Origin of the sequence: Mycolicibacter longobardus, assembly GCF_002102265.1 — a bacterium.
Classification (GTDB): Bacteria; Actinomycetota; Actinomycetes; order Mycobacteriales; family Mycobacteriaceae; genus Mycobacterium; species Mycobacterium longobardum.
Genome location: NZ_LQPG01000009.1, coordinates 48,634 through 71,447 on the forward strand (window position 1 = coordinate 48,634; position 22,814 = coordinate 71,447).

21 protein-coding genes and 1 tRNA gene are annotated in these 22,814 nt (G+C 68.4%); 10 read left to right on the plus strand and 12 right to left on the minus strand.

Annotated features, from left to right (window positions below; translation table 11 throughout):
• Window positions 1-79 precede the first annotated feature (79 nt).
• Both AWC16_RS03735 and AWC16_RS03740 read left to right on the plus strand, forming a co-directional pair.
• Entirely contained in the window at window positions 80-1,888 is a 1,809-nt protein-coding gene (locus AWC16_RS03735; protein WP_085263553.1) for a putative bifunctional diguanylate cyclase/phosphodiesterase, read from the plus strand.
• Between the two features lie 424 nt (window positions 1,889-2,312).
• Window positions 2,313-2,678 (plus strand): PAS domain-containing protein, encoded by a 366-nt coding sequence (locus AWC16_RS03740; protein ID WP_109561272.1) that lies wholly within the window; start codon window positions 2,313-2,315, stop codon window positions 2,676-2,678.
• A 3-nt stretch (window positions 2,679-2,681) separates the two neighbouring features.
• Here AWC16_RS03740 and AWC16_RS03745 read toward each other — a convergent pair whose 3' ends face one another.
• The 3 genes from AWC16_RS03745 to AWC16_RS03755 form a co-directional block, all read right to left on the minus strand.
• Complete coding sequence (locus AWC16_RS03745) at window positions 2,682-3,362, minus strand: TetR/AcrR family transcriptional regulator (RefSeq protein ID WP_085263453.1); 681 nt, start codon at window positions 3,360-3,362, stop codon at window positions 2,682-2,684.
• Complete coding sequence (locus AWC16_RS03750; protein ID WP_085263454.1) at window positions 3,362-4,054, minus strand: TetR/AcrR family transcriptional regulator; 693 nt, start codon at window positions 4,052-4,054, stop codon at window positions 3,362-3,364. The genes AWC16_RS03745 and AWC16_RS03750 overlap by 1 nt, the downstream gene beginning before the upstream one ends.
• 240 nt (window positions 4,055-4,294) lie before the next feature.
• Window positions 4,295-5,449, minus strand: coding sequence for an esterase-like activity of phytase family protein (locus tag AWC16_RS03755; protein WP_085263455.1), 1,155 nt, complete (start codon window positions 5,447-5,449; stop codon window positions 4,295-4,297).
• Between the two features lie 168 nt (window positions 5,450-5,617).
• On the opposite strand from AWC16_RS03755, the gene AWC16_RS03760 reads away from it, so the two are divergent.
• A complete protein-coding gene (locus AWC16_RS03760; RefSeq protein WP_234812113.1) occupies window positions 5,618-7,573 on the plus strand; it encodes an acyl-CoA dehydrogenase family protein in 1,956 nt (651 codons plus the stop codon).
• A gap of 38 nt (window positions 7,574-7,611) precedes the next feature.
• Window positions 7,612-7,998 carry a hypothetical protein gene (locus AWC16_RS03765; protein WP_085263456.1) on the plus strand — a complete coding sequence of 129 codons (387 nt, stop codon included), beginning with the start codon at window positions 7,612-7,614 and terminating at the stop codon, window positions 7,996-7,998.
• Window positions 7,999-8,014: 16 nt separating this feature from the next.
• Here the strand turns inward: AWC16_RS03765 and AWC16_RS03770 are convergent.
• Window positions 8,015-8,090 (minus strand) — tRNA-Asn (locus AWC16_RS03770).
• 134 nt (window positions 8,091-8,224) lie between these two features.
• On the opposite strand from AWC16_RS03770, the gene AWC16_RS03775 reads away from it, so the two are divergent.
• Window positions 8,225-8,479, plus strand: coding sequence for a hypothetical protein (locus tag AWC16_RS03775; RefSeq protein WP_085263555.1), 255 nt, complete (start codon window positions 8,225-8,227; stop codon window positions 8,477-8,479).
• A 78-nt stretch (window positions 8,480-8,557) separates the two neighbouring features.
• On the opposite strand, the gene dnaG is transcribed toward AWC16_RS03775, so the two are convergent.
• Both dnaG and AWC16_RS03785 read right to left on the minus strand, forming a co-directional pair.
• The gene (gene dnaG / locus AWC16_RS03780; protein ID WP_085263457.1) at window positions 8,558-10,486 is read right to left on the minus strand and encodes a DNA primase; all 1,929 of its coding nucleotides are present in this window, start codon (window positions 10,484-10,486) and stop codon (window positions 8,558-8,560) included.
• A 9-nt stretch (window positions 10,487-10,495) separates the two neighbouring features.
• Window positions 10,496-11,758, minus strand: coding sequence for a deoxyguanosinetriphosphate triphosphohydrolase (locus tag AWC16_RS03785; protein ID WP_085263458.1), 1,263 nt, complete (start codon window positions 11,756-11,758; stop codon window positions 10,496-10,498).
• Window positions 11,759-11,894: 136 nt separating this feature from the next.
• Here AWC16_RS03785 and AWC16_RS03790 point away from each other — a divergent pair, with 136 nt between their 5' ends.
• Complete coding sequence (locus AWC16_RS03790) at window positions 11,895-13,898, plus strand: TPM domain-containing protein (RefSeq protein WP_085263459.1); 2,004 nt, start codon at window positions 11,895-11,897, stop codon at window positions 13,896-13,898.
• A gap of 106 nt (window positions 13,899-14,004) precedes the next feature.
• Complete coding sequence (locus tag AWC16_RS03795) at window positions 14,005-14,757, plus strand: hypothetical protein (protein WP_085263460.1); 753 nt, start codon at window positions 14,005-14,007, stop codon at window positions 14,755-14,757.
• A gap of 6 nt (window positions 14,758-14,763) precedes the next feature.
• Here the strand turns inward: AWC16_RS03795 and AWC16_RS03800 are convergent, their stop codons facing one another.
• Complete coding sequence (locus tag AWC16_RS03800; RefSeq protein WP_085263556.1) at window positions 14,764-16,146, minus strand: glycine--tRNA ligase; 1,383 nt, start codon at window positions 16,144-16,146, stop codon at window positions 14,764-14,766.
• Window positions 16,147-16,309: 163 nt separating this feature from the next.
• On the opposite strand from AWC16_RS03800, the gene AWC16_RS03805 reads away from it, so the two are divergent.
• Window positions 16,310-16,666 (plus strand): ArsR/SmtB family transcription factor, encoded by a 357-nt coding sequence (locus AWC16_RS03805; protein WP_085263557.1) that lies wholly within the window; start codon window positions 16,310-16,312, stop codon window positions 16,664-16,666.
• Window positions 16,663-17,055 carry a Fur family transcriptional regulator gene (locus AWC16_RS03810; protein WP_085263461.1) on the plus strand — a complete coding sequence of 131 codons (393 nt, stop codon included), beginning with the start codon at window positions 16,663-16,665 and terminating at the stop codon, window positions 17,053-17,055. The genes AWC16_RS03805 and AWC16_RS03810 overlap by 4 nt, the downstream gene beginning before the upstream one ends.
• A gap of 4 nt (window positions 17,056-17,059) precedes the next feature.
• On the opposite strand, the gene AWC16_RS03815 is transcribed toward AWC16_RS03810, so the two are convergent.
• The 5 genes from AWC16_RS03815 to recO all read right to left on the minus strand — a co-directional run bounded on the left by AWC16_RS03815 (window position 17,060) and on the right by recO (window position 21,255).
• Window positions 17,060-17,449 carry a hypothetical protein gene (locus AWC16_RS03815; protein ID WP_085263462.1) on the minus strand — a complete coding sequence of 130 codons (390 nt, stop codon included), beginning with the start codon at window positions 17,447-17,449 and terminating at the stop codon, window positions 17,060-17,062.
• Window positions 17,449-18,336, minus strand: coding sequence for a decaprenyl diphosphate synthase (locus AWC16_RS03820; protein ID WP_085263463.1), 888 nt, complete (start codon window positions 18,334-18,336; stop codon window positions 17,449-17,451). Before AWC16_RS03820 ends, AWC16_RS03815 begins: the two co-directional genes overlap by 1 nt.
• 89 nt (window positions 18,337-18,425) lie before the next feature.
• Complete coding sequence (locus AWC16_RS03825; protein ID WP_085263464.1) at window positions 18,426-19,646, minus strand: class I SAM-dependent methyltransferase; 1,221 nt, start codon at window positions 19,644-19,646, stop codon at window positions 18,426-18,428.
• A 134-nt stretch (window positions 19,647-19,780) separates the two neighbouring features.
• A complete protein-coding gene (locus tag AWC16_RS24625; RefSeq protein WP_207572252.1) occupies window positions 19,781-20,335 on the minus strand; it encodes a hypothetical protein in 555 nt (184 codons plus the stop codon).
• 113 nt (window positions 20,336-20,448) lie between these two features.
• Window positions 20,449-21,255, minus strand: a complete 807-nt coding sequence (recO, locus tag AWC16_RS03835) for a DNA repair protein RecO (protein ID WP_085263465.1) — start codon at window positions 21,253-21,255, stop codon at window positions 20,449-20,451.
• A 73-nt stretch (window positions 21,256-21,328) separates the two neighbouring features.
• On the opposite strand from recO, the gene AWC16_RS03840 reads away from it, so the two are divergent.
• Window positions 21,329-22,774, plus strand: coding sequence for an amidase (locus tag AWC16_RS03840; RefSeq protein WP_109561262.1), 1,446 nt, complete (start codon window positions 21,329-21,331; stop codon window positions 22,772-22,774).
• Window positions 22,775-22,814 lie beyond the last annotated feature (40 nt).

Below are 22,814 nucleotides of genomic sequence, written 5' to 3' on the forward strand. Positions count from 1 at the left end.
TTACCGGGCTGCCGGTCTTCGGGGGAAGGACATCGTGGCGGATAGATTGGCGCTGGTCACCTCGATCGCCGCCCAACTGATGGCCACCACACCATCGACGGCTGCCGCCGTCAGCGAACGGGTGCTGCAGACGCTGGTGGAGCAGCTCAACGTCGATGCCGGGTTCCTGCGCCACAACGATCATGAGATCAGGGCGTCCAAGCTGGTGGCGGAATGGCCGCCGCGGGCCGATCCGCCGGACCCGGATCCCCTGGCGGTCGTCTCCTTCACCACCGCCGACCCTGTCTTCACCACCTGCGCGCACGGCAAACGCGTGGCGGTCATCCGGCCGGAACCGGACGAATCCGGCTATGTGCGTCAGATGGCGCGGGACCATGCCATCGAATCGTTGTCGGTGGCCACCGCGCCGTTGATCTCCGGCCCGGTGACCATCGGCATGCTGGGCCTGGTCAAGTTCCGCCGGCCCAAGTGGCGGCCCGAGGAACTCAACACCATCGAGGCGATCGCGTCGTTGTTCGCGCAGTTGCAGGCTCGTGTCGCGGCCGAGGAGCGGCTGCGCTACCTGGCCGACCACGACGACCTGACCGGTCTGCACAACCGTCGTGCGCTGGTCGCCCACCTCTCCGAGCGACTCGCCGCCGGCAGCCCCGGACCGGTCGGCGTCTTCTACATCGACCTGGACCGGCTCAAGCCGATCAACGACTACCTCGGCCACGCCGCCGGCGACTGGTTCATTCAGGACTTCGCCCGGCGGCTGCGGGCGTACGCCGGGAACCGGACGATGGCGGCCCGGATCGGCGGTGACGAGTTCGTCGTCATCCCGGACTGGCCGATGTCGATGGCCAGCGCCGAGACCTTCGCCGACCGGCTGCAGAGCGCACTGCGCGAAAAGGTGGAGATCCAGGGCCACACCGTCAACAGCACGGTCAGTGTGGGCGTGACGGTGGGTCTGCCCGGGGAGGACACCAGCGCGGGTCTGTTGCACCGCGCCGACGAAGCCGTGCTGGCCGCAAAACGCGGCGGCGGCAACCAGACCGTCAGCTCCACCGACGACATGTCGCTGAAGAGCCTGTTCCGCAAGGACATCGAACTGCACCTGCAGGGCAAGATCGACGACGAGTCGCTGCTGTTGTATTACCAGCCCGAGGTCGACCTGTGGAGTGGCGCGATCGTGGCGGTGGAGGCGCTGGTCCGCTGGCGACACCCCACCCGCGGGCTGCTGTTGCCGGGCTCGTTCATCAGCATCGCCGAATCGGCCAACCTGGCCGATGATCTGGGCCGGTGGGTGATGCGCAGTGCCTGCGCGGAATTCAGCCAATGGCAGGCCAACGGCGTCCGGACCAACGCCACCCTGCGCATCAACGTCTCGCCGGTGCAGTTGGCCGCCCGCGGTTTCGTCCAGAACGTGGTGGACACCATCAACGAATTCGGTTTGCGCCCCGGCTCGCTGTGCCTGGAGATCACCGAGCGTGCGGTGGTGCAGAACATCGAGACCACCCGGCGCACCCTGGCCGAGCTGCGCGAGGCCGGGGTGCAGATCGCCATCGACGACTTCGGCACCGGTTATGCAGTCCTGTCACACCTGAAGGATCTGCCGGTCGACACGCTGAAGATCGATACCGTGTTCGTGCGTGAATTGGGCGTCAACGCCGGTGATCTCGCGATCGTCCGAGCGATCATCGCTCTCGCCGAGGCGTTCGGCCTGCAGGTGGTCGCCGAGGGCGTGGAAACCTCAGCGGCTGCGCTCACCCTGATGCGGCACGGCTGTCACCGGGCGCAGGGCTTCCTGTTCTCCCGCCCGGTACCGGGCCCCGCCGCCGAAGCGATGCTGGCGTCACGCTGGATGGCGATGCCCTTCCTGGCCGACAGCCAGGCTTTGGTGATCTGACAAGAACATCGCCCGGTAGAAAGCGGCACACAACCGCATCCCCGTCTGCCTGCCGGCGAGCGCTGCCGTCGGTGCGGTGCACCAACGCGGCTCGGCGTGCGGCGACAATCGGCGATGCGGACCCCTCAAGGTGCCCCGGGCGAAGCTGTGGGAGGGACCCACCGGCGCCGGCCACGGCGCACGCCGCAGCGCGTCCGAGCCTTGCAAACCAGTCCCTCGCATAAACGGAGATAATACATACCTTTCGGATGATGTCCAACCGTAGCAAGACTGTGTGTCATATCACTCTGGTCACTCTGGGGAGCCGTGAAGCCATCTGTGCCTGCCAGTCCGCCCGGCACCGGAAAGGACTCCCGAACCGTCGGCACCGCCCGTCATAATCAGATGCATGGAGCGACGGCGTAACGCGCAAACCCAGACCCCGATGGAGACCCTGCAGCAGCTGCCGGCCTTGGTTGCGCTCGAACGGATCCCGGTCCCGGTGCTCGCGATCGCCGATGACGGCACCATCTTGTTCGCCAACAGCGGGTTTGCCGCCATGCTGGGCTACACCCAGCAAGAGGTGCTGGCCCTGGAGTTCCGGCAGATATTCGGAGAGGTCCCGCCGGCGGAGGAGTCAGCGCTGTCGGTGATGCACTCGCTGGCCAATCTGGTTGTCTCCCTGGAGCATCGAGACGGCTCCACCGTGCGGGCGTTGATGAGCAAGTCAGCGCTTGAACGTGCCGACGACCGGGTTGCGCTCGCCACGTTCCAAGACCTCACCGAGCAACTGTGGCTGGATGAGCGGTAGCTCTCAGTGCTCGGCGGCTGAGCCGTCGGCGCCGTCGTTCGGGCCGCGGCCGGCTTGATAACGCAGCGCGTCGCGCGCCAGGAACTGCTGAAAATACGGCAGCGACTCCTCCACCACGATCGCGGGAAGCAGCGTCTCCCACATCCGGGTCACCCGGCCGACGTTGTCGCCACCGCCGTGCGACAGCAGCCACGTCCCGAGCATCGCTGCGATGACGGACTCGGCGACCTGGCGGGGGTCGAACTCCTCGCGCAGGTCGCCCTCGGCGATCGCGCGCGCGGCCTGGGCCGTCACCGCGTCCGCCCATTCGCCGCCGACCTCCGCACCCAGCTCGTTGGATTCGGCCAGCGCGAAGACCAGATGACCGGCGGCCCGCGCCTCCTTGTCGACGGCCAGCACCTCGGTGACGGCGAACATGCCGTGGATCATGCCCTCCAAAGCCGGCGAGGACGGCAGGCACATGCCCCGGAAGGTGTTCAGAACCGTGGCGAACCCGCCCTCGATGATGGCCGTCACCAGGGAGTCCATCGAGTCGAAGTGGTGGTACAGGGCACCTTTGGTCACCCCGGCCCGCTCGATGATCGCCGTTCGTCCGGCCGCGACGTAGCCGACCTCGCCGAATACGTCGATGGCGGCGTCGAGCAACTTCCGCCGGGTCACCTCGGACCGGACCTGGCGCGCCATCAGCCGGCCTGGTCGTCGGGCACGGCTGTCTTGCCTCCCGCCGACGTGGTCTTGACGGCCAGCGCGGTGCGCCGCCGAACGAACTGGACAAAATAGTCGATCCGGTCGGCGGGTACCACGCTGGACAGCACCACCGACCAGATCTGCTGGAGCTCGCGCAGGTACTCCTCGGGCTCATCGAGATGGCCCGCCTGCCGCAGACCCAGGTAGAGCGCCACCATCATCCGGGCCACATCCTGCGGATCGCGGTCGATGACATCGCCTTCGGCAATGGCCCGCTCGGCCACCACTGTCAACGCCCGAATCACATTGTTGATCACCGTGGCCTGTAGTCCTTCAGCACGACCGACCACCGGCAACAGATGCAGCACCGCGCGGGCACTGTCGCTGGTGAGGTCATCGACCGCCATCATGTAACCGACGTCGAGCAGCGTTTCCAGACCGGAGAGCTTCCGGTCCACCAGCGCCTGTATCGCCGCCCCGGTCCTCGCGAGCTGTTCGTCGATGACGGCCAGCGCCAGCGCGTGCTTCGAGCGGAAATGGAAATACATTGCGCCCTTGGTCAATTCCGCCTCGGCGAGAATATCGTCAAGCCCGACATCGTGATAGGGCCGCTGGGCAAACTGATGCGCAGCGGCACGGATGATCTGCTGGCGCGTAGCATCAGCGCGCCGGTCGGGTAAGTCAACCAACGCGCGATCTCAGCCTCGTCATCGACCGGCAGTCGTACCGCATCGAGGTAACGCTATCAGCCCATTGTTGAAGTTGACCGCTGAAGTTGGCCCGTTTTGATACTCCGCATCGTCCGCTCGGCCTGGTGGCATTCTCAAAACGTCAATTCCGTGGTGCCGGATTGCATTCGGTCTGCTCCGGTCCGGTTCCGTCCCGACGACGGTCGCCCGACGACGAGCAGGCTGTGCCACTGGGCCCGTCTAGCTCGCGGGCATCGCCAAGACGACGAACTGGGTCACCTCGCGCGGCGAGAAGTTGTCGTCGCTGACCAGCACCACCGTCTGCCGTCCGTCGGGCAGTCGCGGCCCCAGCGTGATCCCCTCGATGTTGTCCAGCGGATCCAGCGCGGGCGTGGCGGACAGGTCGGCCAGCAGGGTCTTCGTCATCGGTGTCACTGTCGCGCCGGTCAGTGTCGGCATGCCCAGCACGTCGGTGGCGTCTGCGATATCGGCCCGGAACAGCCGCACCGTCGGGCGGTCCCCGAAGCTCCGCTCGATCACCAGGAACGCGGTGTCAGAGAGCGCGACGAGATCGGTGAGGCCGTTGGTCTTGGCGCGCGCGGCAGCCGGTTCCAGCGGATAGGCGTACTGGGCGGCCGGCGCACCGGCGCCCGGACCGGAGTCGAGGTGATAGGCGGTGATACGGGTCAGCGCACCGTGGGCGCGATCCGGCAGAGCGCCGTCGTTGTAGCCCGGCCCCTCCATAGCGGCGAACAGCCTCCGGCCGTCGGCGGTCACCGTCAGGCCCTCAAGCGTGGTGTTGCGGCGCGGGCCGGTGTGCTGGGCCGACATGCTCAGACCCGGCGGCAGGGTGAACTGACCGAGGTAACTTCCGTCGAGCCCGGCGATCCTGATCCAGGGGTCGGCCAGCACCGCACCGCTTGGGCCGCCGGTGCGCCGCTCCCCCTCGGATGACCAGTACAGCCGCTGCCGGCCGGCATCGAACGCGATGCCCTCGGGGTCGGGCGGCACGATCGGCGGCGAGGCCTCGAAGTCCGCCGGCCCGAACGGACCACCGCCCTCATTCAGCAACGGGTGCACGGCGCCGACAGCGACATCGTCGACGCCGCGATCCGACAGCGAAAGCCGCACCGTGTAGAACCGGGCCGGTCCGGTGGCCGACCGGTCGTCGCTGATCACGTAGTAGCAGTCCCGGCCGGGGTCGTAGCTGATCCCCGACAGGCCGCCGACGGTGGTACCGCCGACGGTGGTGTTCGGCGCCAGCCGGGCCTGGCCGAGATACTGCAGGCGCAACGGCGCCTCGGGAACGTCGCACGGTGTGCAGCCCGCGACGAGAACGCCGCCGGCGAGCAGGACCCGGCACAGTGCCGGCAACCGGCTCGGCTTGCAACGCACACCGGCCAATGTAAACCCGCGGTTCAGCGAGGCTCGACGAAGGAGAGCCGAAGCTGGAACCGCCGCATCAACCCCGCGGTTCAGCGAGACTCGACGAAGGAGAGCCGAAGCTGGAACCGCCCCTTAAAACCCGTTTATCCGCGGGCCCGCGTGGATACGGTGGATGAGGTGACCACTTCCGAAGCCTTACGCGACACCTTGGACGGCCGCTGGCACGCGGTGAAGAACCGGGTCCGGGAGACCCTGTCCGATGAGAAGTTTCGTCCGCACTACACCCCCAACACCGCCATCGCCCGCGCCAAGGTCGCCGAACAGCTCAGGATCATGGCGGGCTCCGGCGTGGCTGCCGACAGTTTCCGCAAGGAGCACGGCGGCACCGGCGACGTGGGAGCGGCGATCAGCATGATCGAGATGCTGGCCATGTCGGATCTGTCGCTGATGGTCAAGGCCGGAGTGCAGTGGGGGTTGTTCGGCGGTGCGGTGGAGAACCTCGGCACCGAGCGTCATCACAGCGCCTATGTGGACAAGATCATCAATCTCGACGTACTCGGCTGCTTCGCGATGACCGAGACCGGTCACGGCAGCGACGTGCAGGCACTGGAGACCACCGCCACCTACGATCCCGCGAGCCAGGAGTTCGTCATCGACTCCGCCACCGGCACCGCGCGCAAGGACTACATCGGCGGTGCCGCCGAAACCGCTACCGTCGCAGCGGTGTTCGCCCAGCTCATCACCAACGGCGAAACCCACGGCGTGCACTGCTTCCTGGTGCCGATCCGAGACGCCGAGGGCAACGACCTGCCCGGCGTCACCACCTCGGACTGTCACTACAAGGGCGGGCTGCCCGGGGTGGACAACGGCCGTATCGTCTTCGACCAGGTACGGGTTCCCCGGGAGAACCTGTTGAACCGATACGCCGACGTGGAGCCCGACGGCAGCTACCAATCATCGATCGAAAGCGATGGCCGACGGTTCTTCACCATGATCGGGACCCTGATCCGGGGCCGGGTCTCGGTGGGCGGGAGCGCAGGTGCGGCGGCGCGGGTCGCACTGGATATCGCCACCCGGTATGCGTTGCAGCGCAGACAGTTCAGCGCACCCGGCCACGACGGGGCCGAACACGAGGTGCTGATCATGGACTACCTGGCGCACCAGCGCCGGCTGTTCCCGCTGATCGCCCGATCCTATGCCCTGCAGTTCGCCCAGAACGAGTTGGTGGGCCGGTGTCATGATCTGCAGACCACCGACAGCCCCGACGCCGAAGAGCAGCGCGAGCTGGAGGCGCGGGCGGCCGGACTGAAGGCGGCCAACACCTGGCACGCGTCCCGGGCCATCCAGGAGGCACGGGAGGCCTGCGGCGGCGCCGGGTACATGGCCGAGAACCGGCTGATCGCGTTGCGCGCCGACACGGACGTGTTCACCACCTTCGAGGGCGACAACCACGTGCTGACCCAGCTGGTGGCCAAACAGCTGCTGACCGCCTACGCCGACGACATCGCCGGCATGAGCCCGGTCGACTGGGTGCGGTTCGCCGCCGAAACCGTCAGTGACCGGGTGTTGAAACGAACTGCGGCGGAGACGATCATCCAGACCATCGTGGACGCCCGGCAGGACAGCGAGGAGGAGGGCAGCCTGTTCAACCGAGGAACCCAGGTACACATGTTCGAGGACCGCGAAGAGTATCTGCTGGCCTCGGTGGCACGCCGGCTCAAGGCCAAGTCCGAGGAGATGAGCGACTTCGACGCCTTCAACGCGGTGCAGGACCACGTGCTGCACGCGGCCACCGCCCACATAGATCGGGTGGTGCTGGAGGCGTTCGTCGCAGGTATCGAATCCTGCCCGGACACCGGTGCACGCGAGCTGCTGGAGCTGGTGTGCGACCTGTACGCGCTGAGCGTCATCGAGGAAGACAAGGCCTGGTACATCGCACATCGGTACCTGTCCACCGATCGGGCCAAGGCCGTCACCCGCGGTATCAACGATCGGTGCCGGAAGCTGCGGCCGCACGCGCAGACCCTGGTCGACGGGTTCGGCATCCCTGAGCAGTTGCGGTACGCCGAGATGCTGCATCCGGAACACTTGTCAGTAACGCCCGCCGGTGTACCCGGACAGCTGTCTTTATAGGCTGTTGGGACCCCTGCCCGAACAAAGGAGTATCTCTCATGGCGTGGTTCCTCGCGCTGAATGCCACACCGACCAAAGGTGTCCAGGCCCCGACCTATGAGCTGCACGAAACCGCTGATATCGAGCGGATCACCGAGGAGATGGCGACCTTCGCCGCCTCCGATCGCGCGGTGGCGGTCCCCGCCGTGTTCAACAACGGCCGCCAGCAGGTCACCCTGTATGTGCGTCCGGCCGCCTGGGGCGCCTGGGCGATCTACCAGCTGAGCGAAGAAGAGCGTCGCGAGATGATGGCCAACAGTCCGCTGGTCAACGCGCTCGCCCAGGCCCGCGCCGCCAAGCAGCAGCAGCCCCAGCAGACGCCGCCGATGTTCGCACAGCAGCCGCCTTCGCAGGCGGGGCCGTCGGTGATTCCCCGGCTGGACTGACGCCGGTATTCAAGCGTGGCTCCCCCGGGTGGACTCGAACCACCAACCCTCCGGTTAACAGCCGAATGCTCTGCCAATTGAGCTACAGGGGACTGCCGTCCGCGTGGACGTGCACGACTCTAGCGCATACGGCAGGCACCGCATTCCCACGGGGGTCGCACCCGACCCACCCGGTGCCGCGTGAGGCAGGATGGAACTACTGCATCGTCTGTTCGAAGGGGCCACATTGATCGGGTATGTCGTGGTGGCGGGGGTCGGCTACGTGATGGGCACGAAAGCCGGCCGCCGTCGTTACGAGCAGATCGTCGGCACCTACCACGCCGTGACCAGCAGTCCGATCGCCAAAGCGGTGATCGACAAGGGACGGCGCAGCATCGCCAACCGGATCCATCCCGACCCGAGCATGGTGACGCTGACCGAGCTCGAGGACGGCACCACCGTGGTGCAGCCGGAGGACCCGCAGGGTCCCGACGCACGCTGAATTCGCCGCACCCGACCTCCGATCAGGCGGCACCAAACACGCCTGACCCGCTGCACCCGACCTCCGGCCGGGCCGCGATCAGGCGGTCAGATCGTCGCCGCTGGCCTGCTCCAACAGGCTGCGCCGGTAGGCCTCCATCGCCACCAGGTCGCCGAAGAGCGCGTGGTATTCGTCGCTGTGCTCGACGGGCGACATGCGCTGCAGCTTGGACTTGACCTCGGCGATCTGCCGACCCACCCACACCTCCTGCAACCGGGCCAGTACCCCGCCGATGTAGCGGGGCAGCTTGTCGTCATCGACCCGGATCGCCTCCACGCTCAACTCGTGGATGAGCGCGGTGGTCAACGACGAAGTCGTCTGCTCGCGCACGGTTTCGATCCACTGCGCGCCACCGGCGCCGGCCACCCCGCCGGTTCCACCGGCCGCATCGATGGCCGCGCGCACCGCCCCGTAGCCGGGGTGGGTGAAGCTCTCCACGGTCAGGGTGTCGAACACCGGGCCGGCCAACGCGGGAAACTGCAGCGCCGCCTTGAGCGCTTCGCGTTGCGGCCACAGCGTCGGATCGGCGGGGTTGGGGCGCGCCGCGGCGGGTTGTTCGACGGCGGGTCTGCCGGGGGCACGCGAAGCCGTACGCTCCCTGCTCCCGGTGGCCTGGCCCTCGTTTCTGGCCTCGCTCTTGGCCTGCGCGCGCACCCGGCCGATCACTTGCGCGACGTCGTCCCAGCCCACCCAGCCGGCCAGCTGGCGCGCGTACTCGTCGCGCAGTGTCGGATCCTTGATCTGGGCGACCATCGGCACACAGCGGCGCAGCGCGGCTACCCGGCCCTCGGCATTGTCCAGATCGATCTCCGACAGCGCGGTGCGAACCGCGAACTCGAACAACGGAGTTCGGCGCGCCACCAGGTCGCGCAGCGCCTCATTACCGTGCGCCAGACGCAGATCACACGGGTCCATGCCGTCGGCGGCCACCGCGACGAAGGACTGACCGGCCAACTGCTGCTCCCCCTCGAGCGCCTTGACCGCGGCTGCACGCCCGGCCGCGTCGCCGTCGAAGACGTAGATCAGCTCACCCCGAAAGAACTTGTCGTCCATCATCAGTCGGCGCAACATCGCCAGGTGCTCGTCGCCGAAAGCGGTGCCGCAGGAGGCGACCGCGGTGGTCACTCCCGCCAGGTGCATCGCCATCACGTCGGTGTAACCCTCGACGACGATGGCCTGATGTCCGCGGGCGATGTCCCGCTTGGCCAGATCGAGCCCGAACAGCACATTGGACTTCTTGTAGAGCGTGGTCTCGGGGGTGTTGACGTACTTGGCCTCCATCGGATCGTCGTCGAACAGCCGGCGGGCGCCGAACCCGATCACCTCCCCCGCCGAGGAACGGATCGGCCACAGCAGCCGGCGATGGAATCGGTCCATCGGGCCGCGGCGCCCCTCCCGGGACAGACCGGCGGCCTCCAGCTCCTTGAACTCGAAGCCCTTGCGCAGCAGGTGTTTGGTCAGGCCGTCCCACCCGGACGGGGCGAATCCGCAGCCGAACCGCTCGGCGGCCGCGGCATCGAAGTTGCGGTCGGTGAGATATTTCCGCGCCGGTGCGGCCTCGGCGGTGCCCAGCGCCGCGGCGTAGAACTCGGCGGCCGCGGCATTGGCGGCGATCAGCCGGCTGCGGCCACCGCGCTCCCGCTGGATGTTGGTGGCCGACGCCCCGGTGTAGGTGATGGTGTGGCCGACCCGGTCGGCAAGCAGTTCCACCGCCTCCACGAAGCTGGCGTGCTCGATCTTCTGCACGAACGCGTAGACGTCGCCGCCTTCCCCGCACCCGAAGCAGTGGAACAGTCCGTGGTTGGGGCGGACATGAAAGGACGGCGACTTCTCGTTGTGGAACGGGCACAGACCCTTGAGCGAATCCGCCCCGGCCCGCCTGAGCTGCACGTAGTCGCCCACCACGTCCTCGATCCGGACACGTTCGCGGATGGCGGCGATGTCGCGATCGGAGATACGGCCGGGCACCGGGTCAGTCTAGAGCGCCTCGATGCGCTCCAGGCGCCCCTCGGTGCAGGACGCGATCTGGTCGACGACCACCCGCAGCCGCGCGCAGTCGTCTTCGGCGGCGTTGAACGCCGGGACGAAGATCGGGTCCAGACTGTCCGGCGCCGTCGCGAGCAGGCGGTGCGCCACCGCGTGCACCCGGTCGCGCTGGGCGGCCTGGAGCTTGCGATGCTGATCCGAGGATATGATGAATTGCACCGCAAGGGTTTTCAGCACGGCCACTTCGGCCCGGACCAACTCGGGCACTTCGAGGTCGGCCTGGTAACGAGTCAGCGGCCCGGGGCCGGCCGCGGCATGGGTGGCGGTGATCGCCGCGGAGGCGAAGCGCCCGACCAGCTCGCTGGTCAGCCGCTTGAGCGCCACCGACGCCGACAGGCTCGCCGAGAACTCGCCGTGAGAGCCGACCGCGGCCACCACCGGCAGTTCGGTGAGTCGGCGGGCCGCGGCGGCCAGGTCGTGAGCCCCGCCGGGGTCGCCCAGTCGTGCCAGTTCGGCCACCGTCGAGGAGTCGGCGAGCACCCGCAGGTCGATCCGGCCGGAGATGACGCCGTCTTCGACGTCGTGCACCGAGTAGGCGACGTCGTCGGCCCAATCCATGATCTGCGACTCCAGACAGACCCGCCCCTCGGGCGCTCCCCGGCGCATCCATTCGGCGGCGGCCCGGTCGTTCTCGTAGAAACCGAACTTGGTGCGGACCGTGCCGTCCTGGGACACCCGGGGCCACGGATATTTGGTGACGGCATCCAGCGCCGCCCGGGTCAGATTCAGCCCCGCGCTGGCACCGTCCGGCCGCAGAACTTTGGGCTCCAGACTGGTGAGGATGCGGAAATTCTGCGCGTTTCCCTCGAATCCACCGCAGTCTGAAGCGATTTCGTTGAGCGCCTGCTCACCGTTGTGACCATAGGGCGGGTGCCCGATGTCGTGGGCCAACCCGGCCAGATCGACCAGGTCGGGATCGCAGCCCAGCCCGATCGCCATCCCCCGCCCGATCTGCGCCACCTCCAGCGAATGGGTCAGCCGGGTGCGCGGGGTGTCGCCGTCGCGGGGTCCGACGACCTGGGTCTTGTCGGCCAGCCGGCGCAGCGCGGCGCTGTGCAACACCCTGGCCCGGTCACGCGCGAAGTCGGTTCGATGCTGGCCCGCGGTTCCGGGCAGGCCGGCGGTTTTCGACGACTCCCCCACGATGCGTTCGCGGTCGTGCGCGTCGTAGCTGTCGGATGAGTTTGTGGCCACCGCCGCCAGTCTATTTTGACCTTGCCGGCATCGATGACATGCCGGGCCGAAGTTCGATGCTCAGCGGCGGGGAAATCGGGCGGGCCGGTCGCAGAATTCCGTCGATCAACCCCCGATCGCATATACATTGGCGACCATGCGAATCACCCGCCTGGCCAGCACCGCTCTGGCGATCCTCATCGCTGTGCTGCTGGTGGCGCCGAGCGCCGCGGCACAACCGCCGATGCGCCTGCCCCACTCGATCACCGACAGCGCCGGGGTGCTGTCGCAATCCGACCGCGCCGGGGTACAGGCCGCGATCGACAGGCTCTACGCCGACCGGCACGTCCGGCTGTGGGTGGTCTACGTCGACATCTTCTCCGGACAGACCGCCGAGGACTGGGGCCGCAGCACGGCGCGCCTCAGCGATCTGGGCAGCAACGACGCCGTGCTGGCGGTGGCCGTCGCCGACCGCAGCTATGCGTTCCTGGTGTCCAACGGCATCTCCGAGATCAGCACCTCCAAAGTCGACGCGCTGCGGCGCAACCAGATCGAACCGGCACTGCACCGGGGCGACTGGGCCGGGGCGGCCACCGCCGCCGCCGCCGGGCTCAACGCGGCCGCCGCTCCGGCCGAGGTGAGCTGGGGGCCGATCCTGATCGCCCTGGCCGCCGTCGCGGCGGCCGGTCTGGTGCTGATGCTGGTGGTCCGTCATCTGCGGCGCCGTCGGCGAGCCGCGGCACTGGCGGCGGCCCGGCGGATCGATTCCACCGATCCCAACGCGCTGGCCGAGGTGCCGGTGTTCGCCCTCGACGCGCTGTCGCGGGAGAAGGTGGTCGAGGTCGACAACGCGGTGCGCACCAGCGCCAACGAGCTGGAGCTGGCCCTCGACGAGTTCGGCGAGGAACGTACCCGGCCGTTCGCGCAGGCCGTCGCCTCGGCCAAGGCGGCCATGGAGCACGCCTTCACCGTGCGCCAGCAACTCGACGACGACATCCCCGAGACGCCGGCCCAACAGCGCGACCTGCTGACCGGCGTGATCGTCACCGCCTCCAAAGCCGACCGTGAACTGGAGACCCAGCGCACGTCGTTCGAGCAGTTGCGCGACCTGGTGATCAACGCGTCGGCCCGGCTCGACGACCTGACCCAGCAGCTGGTGGAGCTGACCGGGCGCATTCCGACCTCCGAGCGCCATCTGGTCGGGTTGCACACCGAATTCGACGCCGCCGCGCTCAGTTCGGTGTCCGGCAACGTCAAGACCGCGCAGGACCGGGCGGCTTTCGCCGAGCGCAACATCACCCGGGCACGCGGGCTGGCCGACCGCCCGGTGACCGGAGGACAGAGTGAACTGGTGGACGCCGTACGGGCCGCCGAATCCGGACTGGGCCAGTGCCGGACGCTGCTCGATGCGGTGGACAACGCCGCCCGCGACATCCACCACGCGGTCGCCACACTGCCGGAGGCCGTCGCCGACGCCGAGGCCGGTATCGCGCAGGCCGGCGAGCAGCTGCAGCGCGGGGCGGGCACACACAAGTCCGCGTTGACCGCCGCCCGCGACGCCGCGGTCAAGGCCGTCGCCGCAGCACGCACCTCCGGGGATCCTCTGGGTGCCTTCACCGCGTTGACCAAAGCCGACGCCGACCTGGACCGGCTGCTGGACACCCTGGCCAAGGAGCGCGCGGCTGCCGAGCGGCTGGCCCGCACGCTGGAACAGGCGCTGTTCACCGCGTCGTCGCGGATCCGCGCCGTCTCGGATTACATCGACACCCGCCGCGGCAGCGTCGGCCCGGAGGCCCGCACCCGGCTGGCCGAGGCGCGCCGCCGGCTCGACGCCGCCGAAGACCGACGCACCACCGATGTCGCCGGCGCCATCACCCAGGCCAACGGCGCGGCCACACTGGCGGCTGCGGCTCAATCACTGGCCAAAGCCGACGTGCAATCCGCACAGCGGGCCTACTACGGGCGCTACGGCGGCGGTCCCGGCGGCGGCAACGACACCGGCGCCATGTTGGGCGGCATCATCATCGGCAACATTCTCAGTGGTGGCGGTATGGGCGGCGGGTTCGGCGGCGGCGGATCGAGCGGGGGCGGCTGGAGCCCGACCTCGTTCGGCGGCTCCTCCGGCGGCGGGGGCTTCTTCGGTGGCGGCGGCCGCTTCTAGCCGCCGAACCACTCCCCGCCACACGCCCTACGTAGACTCCTGAGCCGTGGACAACAGCCTCAACGACCGGCCGGTGGGCAGGCCGCTGGACGCTCGGCGGTAAGCCATGTTCGGACTGGTCAACGTCGCCTTGGTAGGGGCACTGGGTGCCTGCGGGTACGCGCTGTGGGTCCGCCGCGACACCTGGAGTTCGCGCTGGGACGCCAACCCCTCCCGCGTCCTGGTCCTCATGGGTTGCGCAGGACTACTCATGTCCCCGGTGGGGTCGACGTTCTTCGACCCGCTCGCACACCGCGTGTTCGGGTTGTGGAACGTCGCCGGTCTGCTCGCCGTGCTCTGCATGTTCTGCGCGATGTTGGTCATGTTCGAACACCTGGTGACGCGGCTGACCGACTCCGACCAAGCCAGGTTGCTGGGGCGTCGCCACGTCACGACACCACTGAAATTCGGTCTGCCGCTGGTGGTCGTCGTGTTCTGCGTCGCCGATCGGGGACACCCCGAATACCTGGATGTCTTCGCGCCCCGCGGCGGCCCGTGGTTCGCGGCCTACTGGGCGCTGGTCGCCGGCTTGGCGCTGTATCTGTTCGTGTTCACCGGCCGGGTGCTGCTGACCCTGCGGCGCGATCCGCGCTCGAAATCTTCCGCCGAGCTGTACCTGGTCTGGGTCACCTTCAAAGTCGCCGCGATTCTGGCGCAGCTGACCAGCGTGCTGGCCGGCAGCACCGTCACGCTGCCGACCTGGATCTGCGTGGGCGTGAGCAGCACCGCCTTCGCCTACGCATCCGCGCTGTCGTGGCAAACCCGGGCCCAGTGGTTCAAGCCCTTCAGGCGCATAAGCCCCGAGGCCGCCGGAGACTGACCTCGATCAGCAGCCCTTGAGTCGGACGGCCAGGTAGTCGGCCACCGCGTCGATGGCCACCCGCTCCTGAGCCATACTGTCGCGCTCGCGCACGGTGACGGCATGGTCTTCGAGCGAGTCGAAGTCCACCGTGATGCAGAACGGGGTGCCGATCTCGTCCTGGCGCCGGTAGCGCCGGCCGACCGCCCCCGCGTCGTCGAACTCGACGTTCCAGGACTGTCGCAGCTCGGCCGCCAGATCCCGCGCCTTCGGCGACAGGTCAGCGTTGCGGCTCAACGGCAGCACCGCAGCCTTGACCGGTGCCAGGCGTGGGTCCAGCCGCAGCACGGTGCGCTTGTCCACCCCGCCCTTGGCGTTGGGGGCCTCGTCTTCGTGGTACGAGTCGACCAGGAAGGCCATCAGCGAGCGGGTCAGGCCGGCTGCCGGTTCGATCACGTACGGCGTGTAGCGGGTGTCGGATGCCTGGTCGTAGAACGACAGGTCCACGCCGGAATGCTCTGAGTGCGTGGACAGATCGAAGTTGGTGCGGTTGGCGATGCCCTCCAACTCACCCCACGGGTTCCCGGCGAAACCGAACTTGTATTCGATGTCGGTGGTGCCGTCGGAGTAGTGTGACAGCTTCTCGCGCGGATGCTCGTAGAGGCGCAGGTTCTCACGCTTGATACCCAGGTCGACGTACCACTGCAGGCGGGTGTCGATCCAGTACTTGTGCCACTCGGCTGCGGTGGCGGGCTCGACGAAGAACTCCATCTCCATCTGCTCGAACTCACGGGTCCGGAAGATGAAGTTGCCGGGGGTGATCTCGTTGCGGAAGCTCTTGCCGATCTGGCCGATTCCGAACGGCGGCTTGCGGCGCGCCGTGGTCACCACATTGGCGAAGTTCACGAAGATGCCCTGCGCCGTTTCGGGCCGCAGGTAGTGCAGGCCCTCGTCGGACTCGATCGGGCCCAGGTAGGTCTTGAGCATCATGTTGAAGTCACGGGGCTCGGTCCACTCGCCCTTGGTACCGCAGTCCGGACAGGCGATCTCGCTCATCGGCACGTCATCGGGGTTGCCGCCCTTCTTGAGGGCCACCGCCTCCTGCATGTGGTCCTGCCGGTGCCGCTTATGGCAGTTCAGACATTCCACCAGCGGATCGTTGAACACCGCGACGTGACCGGAGGCCACCCACACCTGACGCGGCAGGATGATCGCACTGTCCAAGCCGACAACGTCGTCCCGGGACGTCACGACCGAGCGCCACCACTGCCGCTTGATGTTCTCCTTGAGCTCCACCCCGAGTGGCCCGTAGTCCCACGCCGACTTTGTGCCGCCGTAGATTTCGCCCGACTGGTAGACCAGGCCACGTCGTTTGGCCAGATTGGCAACGGTGTCGATGATGGACGCCACGAGGGGGTGCACTCCTGCCTTGTCGGGACCGCGCCGGCAACGCCGACACGCAAAACATCAGTCATCGTATCGACACCCGTCCGGGTTCTTTGACATGCATCATCACGCATGGAACAGTGGACGCTAGATGAAAACGATTTCCAACACGTCGGGAGATGGTGGCATGCCTCCCTCAGCGCCGGAGCTGATTGCCGACAGCCATCAACACACCGGTCCGGCCTTCCCCGCGACACCGCCGCGGGAGATCCTGGAAGCCGCCGGAGAACTGCTGCGCGCGCTGGCCGCGCCGGTACGTATCGCGATCGTGTTGCAGCTGCAGGAGTCACAGCGCTGCGTGCATGAACTCGTTGACGCACTGGGTGTGCCGCAGCCACTGGTCAGCCAACATCTGAAAATCCTCAAGGCGGCCGGCGTGGTCGCAGGCGAACGATCCGGCCGCGAAGTTCTCTACCGGTTGACCGACCATCACCTGGCCCACATCGCCGTCGATGCGGTGGCCCACGCCGGTGAAGACCGTTGACCGCCCCCGGGGTGCGTTCCACCCGCCAGCGCGCGGCGATCTCGGCGCTGCTGGAGACCGTCGACGATTTCCGGTCTGCCCAGGAGCTGCACGACGCGCTGCGTGAGCGCGGCGAGAACATCGGCCTGACCACGGTGTACCGCACCCTGCAGGCGATGGCCGAGGCCGGCACCGTCGACACCCTGCGCGCCGACACCGGAGAGTCGGTCTACCGGCTCTGCTCTGAGCATCACCATCACCACCTGGTGTGCCGGCACTGCGGCGCCACTGTCGAGGTCGGCGATCGCGAGGTGGAGGACTGGGCGGCGAAAGTGGCTGCCGAGCACGGTTTTTCCGACGTCAGCCACACCATCGAGATCTTCGGAACCTGCGCCGACTGCCGGAAGTGAGTCCTCAGGCGGTGAGTATGCCGCGGATGTCCACGCCTTTGGTCAGCACCAACAAGACCATGGTGCACAGCGCATCGTCGGTCAAGCCCGAGCCGGGAAAGTTGTAGCGCAGCATCACATCTGCGGACTCGGTGTCCTTCTCGAGCAGGGTGAGGGTCCCGAGCTGGCTGAGGTCCGCCTGTTCGGCGGCGCGCTTGCGCAGCTTCTTGGTCAGCGGCAGGCCCCAGGCCAGGATCTGGGTGAGCGACACCAGCTCAAGGCCCTCGGCGATCGGCACCACCCGCAGCGACGCCAGCGTGCCGTCATGCGCAACGGTCAGCGCACCGTCGGGCTCGGCATCGACGGCCAGTACCTCCGCGAGCGCCGCGGCGAGACGATCGACCAGCGCCGTCATCACGCCGTCCCGAACCGGCGCTGCCGCGAGGCGTACTGTTCGCAGGCCTCCCACAGGTCGCGGCGGTCATAGTCCGGCCACAACTTCTCTTGAAAGATGTACTCCGCGTAGGCCGCCTGCCACAGCATGAAGTTCGAGGACCGCTGCTCGCCGGAGGTGCGGATCAGCAGGTCGACATCGGGCATGTCCGGCCGGTGCAGATGACGCGCGATGGTGGCCTCGGTGATCCGGTTCGGGTTCAGCTTGCCCGCGACCGCCTCCTGCGCGATAGCCTGTGCGGCTTCGGCAATCTCGGTGCGTCCCCCGTAATTGACGCAGTAGTTGATCGTGATGACGTCATTGCCGACCGTCATGGCCTCGGCGATCTCGAATTCTTTGATGACGCTGCGCCACATCTTCGGCCGCGAACCCACCCAGCGCATCCGCACACCCATCGCATTGAGGTTCTCCCGGCGGCGGCGCACCACCTCGCGGTTGAACCCCATCAGGAACCGGACCTCCTCGGCGGAGCGCTTCCAGTTCTCGGTGGAGAAGGCGTACACCGTCAGCCACTTGATGCCGAGTTCGATGGCACCGCAAGTGATGTCGATCAGCACCGCCTCGCCCATCTTGTGCCCCTCGGTGCGACCCAACCCGCGCTGGGTCGCCCAGCGGCCGTTGCCGTCCATGACGACGGCGACGTGGTTGGGCAGCGCGTCAGCGGGGATCTGCGGAGCGACCGCCTTGGACGTGTGCTGCGGCGGGCGGCACGGTCCCCCGCCCGGCGGCGACGGCAGCTGCGGGAAGACCACCGGCCAGGTGGACTTGTCCGGGAACACCGGATAGTCGTCGGGCGCCGCGGGCAGCTGCGGGAAGGCGACCTTCCGACTGGCCCGATTCAACACCATGCGCCTATCCTGCCCGACCGGGCCGGCACCGCCTGCGGCGACCGCGAAGTCGCCGCGGCGGTTTACCGGCTTCGATCGCTAGGCCGCGATCAGGAACCGGCACCCAGGTCCATTGCGACGAAGTCCAGCCGCCACAGCGATTGGAAGAGCTTGCGGCCGAACTTCTCCAGGTCGGCCGCGCTCCCGCGAGCCGGACCGCCGGCCTGCGCCAGGTCCGCGGCGATCTGACGGATGCTCCGGCGACCGTCGATGCTCTGGACGAACGGCAGCTGCGCCGGGTTGAGTCCCATGCGCCAGCCCGGGCGGAAGATCTCGTTGCCGTTCAGGCCGCACTTGTAGCGGAACAGGGGCACATAATCGAGGCTTTCCGGCGTCGAGAAGTCGACCACGTAGCTGCTCTTGGGCCGGTCGGGGCGGGTGGCCATGAAGAAGTGCCGCGCGTTGAGGGTGTGGATGCGCTCCATCACCGACCAGATCTTGGCCTCCGGCAGCGCGTTCACCTTGTCGTAGAAGCCGCCCGACGGCACGGCGATGTCATGGGCGTAGTAGGGCGCCTTGAGCAGCCAGCCCTGGAAGTCGAGCCCGGCCGAGGTGGCCAGATCGATGCAGCCGTCGACGTCGTAGCTCTTTGCCCGGCCGTGCAGGAACGTGTCCACCAGGCCCGAATCCGAAGCCAGGTCGCCTGCGATCTTCAGGTACGGCTGGACGGGGTGGTCCTGGGACAGCATCCGGATGGCCTGGCGGACGGTCTGAATCGACTCGTCGTTCTGCTCCAACCCGAGGTCCTGGAAGACCGTCTCGAGGATTTCGATGCCGATCCGGCCATAGCGTGCGTAGAGCATGATGCCGGCGACGCCGTCGGGCCGCAGGCGGTCCGCCACCGCCTTCATGCCCACCTTCGGGTCGGCCATGTGGTGCAGTACGCCCGTCGAGACCGCCAGGTCGAAGTCCTGGCCGAGCGTGGACAGCTCCTCGATGGGGAGCTGGTGCAGCTCCAGGTTCCACAACCCGTGCTTGTCCTTGAGGTACTGCTGATGCCCCAGCGATGACTGGCTGATGTCGACGGCCACCACCTTGGCCTTGGGGTTGTTGTAGGCGAAGACCGCCGCCTGGTTGGTGCCGCAGCCCGCGATCAGGATGTCCAGGTCGGGCCGGTACTCCCGGTCCGGCCACAGCACCCGGTGCGCGTGGCTCGGGTCGAACCACTCCCAGTTTCCGGCAGACCACGCCTGCAGGTCATGGATGGGCGGCGGGTAGGTCCACCGCTCGTACTGTCGGGAGACGATATCTGCGCGTGGATTCTCGGTCACTTCTTTGTGGCTCCTTGTTGAGTTCGACCCCCCGCCGGATCGGATCAGACTTTAGCGGGGGTTGTTTCGGCCGCCGCGCCGGGAGCGACTCCTAGCGGAGCGTCCGATGCGCCGGGATGGTGCTGCCGGCTGACTCAGCCGGCGCGACCGGGCTGGCCGGGCTGACCGGGCTGGCCCGGTGTTCCGCCCGGTCCGGGTGCGCCGCCTTGGCCACCGGCGCCGCCCTCACCGGGCTGGCCGCCGAGACCGGGCGCACCGCCGGCGCCGCCGGCGCCACCTGCGCCACCGTTGCCGCCGTCACCGCCGTGGCCGCCCTTGCCACCCTGGCCGCCCTTGCCGCCTTGGCCACCCTTTCCGCCCTGTCCACCTTTACCGCCCTGACCGCCCTTGCCGCCCTGGCCCCCGGCACCCGCGGCACCGTCAGCACCATTGGCACCGTCAGCACCGTTGGCACCATCGGCGCCGTTGGCACCGTCAGCACCGTCGGCTCCATCACCACCGGGCGCGTGGACCTGCAGAGGCGTCGTGATCCCGAACCCGGGGCCGAATTCGACGCGGGCCTGCGCCAGCGGGGCCACCGCCGGGATCATTCCCGCGACAAGCAGCGCTCCCGCAGCTGCTCCGAAGCCGGCGACGTAGCGCGGCGCAGTGTCGTGCGCCCAGCGCCCCCATCCGGTGTCGTGAATCATTCGGCCTGCCTTCCTGATTGAGCCTTCGTATCGTGAAAGTCGCATCAGCCTACCGCCGACGCCCGAACGGTCCACCGAAACAGACACAATTGCCAGGTCGGTGTCCGGCGCACTCAGCCCTCGCTGCCGGTGGCCTTGGATCCGGGACCAGCCGCAACACCAGCCCGGGCCTCCGGCCCGACTGCCCGCTGGACACGTTCTACCAGCGGTAACGTTCGCAGCCGCCGTTCCAAGTGCCATTGCAGATGAGCAGCCACCAATCCGCTGGCGTGACTGCGGTGTGCCGCGGTGGAGCTCTCGGCGGCCTCCCAGTCGCCGTCGTGCAGCGCCGACATCAGATCCAGCACCCCCAACGGCGGGGTCGTCGCACCGGCCGGGCGGCAGTGCCCGCAGACGCTGCCGCCGGCTGCGACATGAAATGCCCGGTGCGGGCCGGGGGTGGCGCAGCGGGCGCACTCGGTCAGCGCCGGCGCCCACCCGGCCGCCGACATGGCACGCAGCAGGTAGGCGTCCAGCACCAGTTCGCGGGGCCGGCTGCCGTCCGCCACCGCACGCAGCGCACCGACCGTCAGCCGGTGCAGCGCCGTCGCCGGGGCACGCTCGGCGCCGGCGAGGCGTTCCGCGGTCTCCAGCATCACGCAGGCGCAGGTGTAGCGGCCATAGTCGCTGACGATGTCGGTGGCGAACGCGTCCACCGACACCACCTGGGTGACGATGTCGAGGTTGCGGCCGGGATGCAGCTGAACGTCGATGTGGGCGAACGGCTCCAGCCGGGCACCGAACTTGCTGCGGGTACGGCGCACCCCCTTGGCCACCGCGCGGACCAGCCCGTGGTCGCGGGTGAGCAAGGTGACGATCCGGTCGGCTTCGCCGAGCTTGTGCTGGCGCAGCACCACCGCCCGGTCCCGATACAGCCGCATCGCACCAGTTTCGCATCGCAGGGGGGCGATTCGAGGACAGCCACCGCGCGGCACGCCGATAGTCTCATCACCGATGACCCACCCGCCCGCGGCGTCCGGCACCCGCTTCCCCACCCTCACCGAACAGCTCTACCAGCTGGCCAGCGGCGAGGTGACCTCCGTCGACCTGGTGCGCCGCGCATTGCACGCCATCGACGCCAGCCAGTCCACGCTGAACGCTTTTCGGGTGGTGTTCACCGAGTCTGCGCTGATCGACGCCGCCGAAGCCGACCGGCGCCGGGCCGCGGGTCACCGAGCACCGCTGCTGGGCATCCCGATCTCGGTCAAAGACGACACCGACATCGCGGGCGTGCCCACCTGGTTCGGCACCGCCGGATACGTCGAACCCGCCCGCAACGATGCCGAGGTGGTGCGCCGCCTGCGGGCCGCCGGCGCGGTGATCGTCGGCAAGACCAACACCTGCGAGTTGGGCCAGTGGCCGTTCACCAGCGGCCCCGGGTTCGGCCACACTCGCAATCCCTGGTCTCGCCGGCACACCCCCGGTGGGTCGTCGGGGGGCAGCGCCGCCGCGGTGGCCGCCGGACTGGTCGCCGCGGCGATCGGGTCCGACGGGGCCGGCAGCGTGCGCATCCCCGCCGCGTGGACGCATCTGGTCGGCATCAAACCGCAGCGTGGCCGCATCTCCACCTGGCCGCTGCCGGAGGCGTTCAACGGACTCACCGTCAACGGGGTGCTGGCCCGCACCGTCGAGGACGCGGCGCTGGTACTGGACGCGGCCTCCGGCAATGTCGACGGCGAACTGCACAAGCCGCCGCCGATGACGGTCTCCGACTATGTGCGGACCGCGCCGGGGCGACTGCGCATCGCGCTGTCCACCCGCTTCCCCTACACCGGGTTCCCGGCTCGACTGCACCCGGAGATCAGGGCCGCGCTGGAGCACACCGCCGAGCAGCTGCGGCTACTCGGGCACATTGTGGTTCCGGGAAACCCCGACTACGGGCTGCGGCTGTCGTGGAACTTCCTGTCCCGCTCCACCGCGGGTGTACTGGCCGCCGCGAGCGGCCTCGATCACGTCACCCTCGACCCGCGGACCCTGGCCAATCTGCGCACCGGCCGGCTGCTGTCCCAGACCGTGCTGCGCAAGGCCCGCGCCCGGGAGGCCGACGATCAGCGCCGGGTGGGCTCGATCTTTCGCATCGTCGACGTGGTGCTGGCACCTACCACCGCCCAACCGCCACCACTGGTGCACACCTTCGACGATCTGGGCAGCTGGGAGACCGACCGCGCCATGATCGCGGCCTGCCCGGTGACCTGGCCGTGGAACCTGCTGGGCTGGCCGTCGGTCAACGTGCCCGCCGGGTTCACCTCCGACGGGTTGCCGATCGGGGTGCAGTTGATGGGACCGGCCAACAGCGACGGCCTGCTGGTCTCACTGGCCGCCGAGCTGGAGGGCATCAGCGGCTGGGCGTCCCGGCAGCCCACGCCGTGGTGGCGCACGGAGCCCGGCCACGGCTCGTGAGCACCGGAGAACCCGCCCTACCTGTGACTTCAGCGCGGTC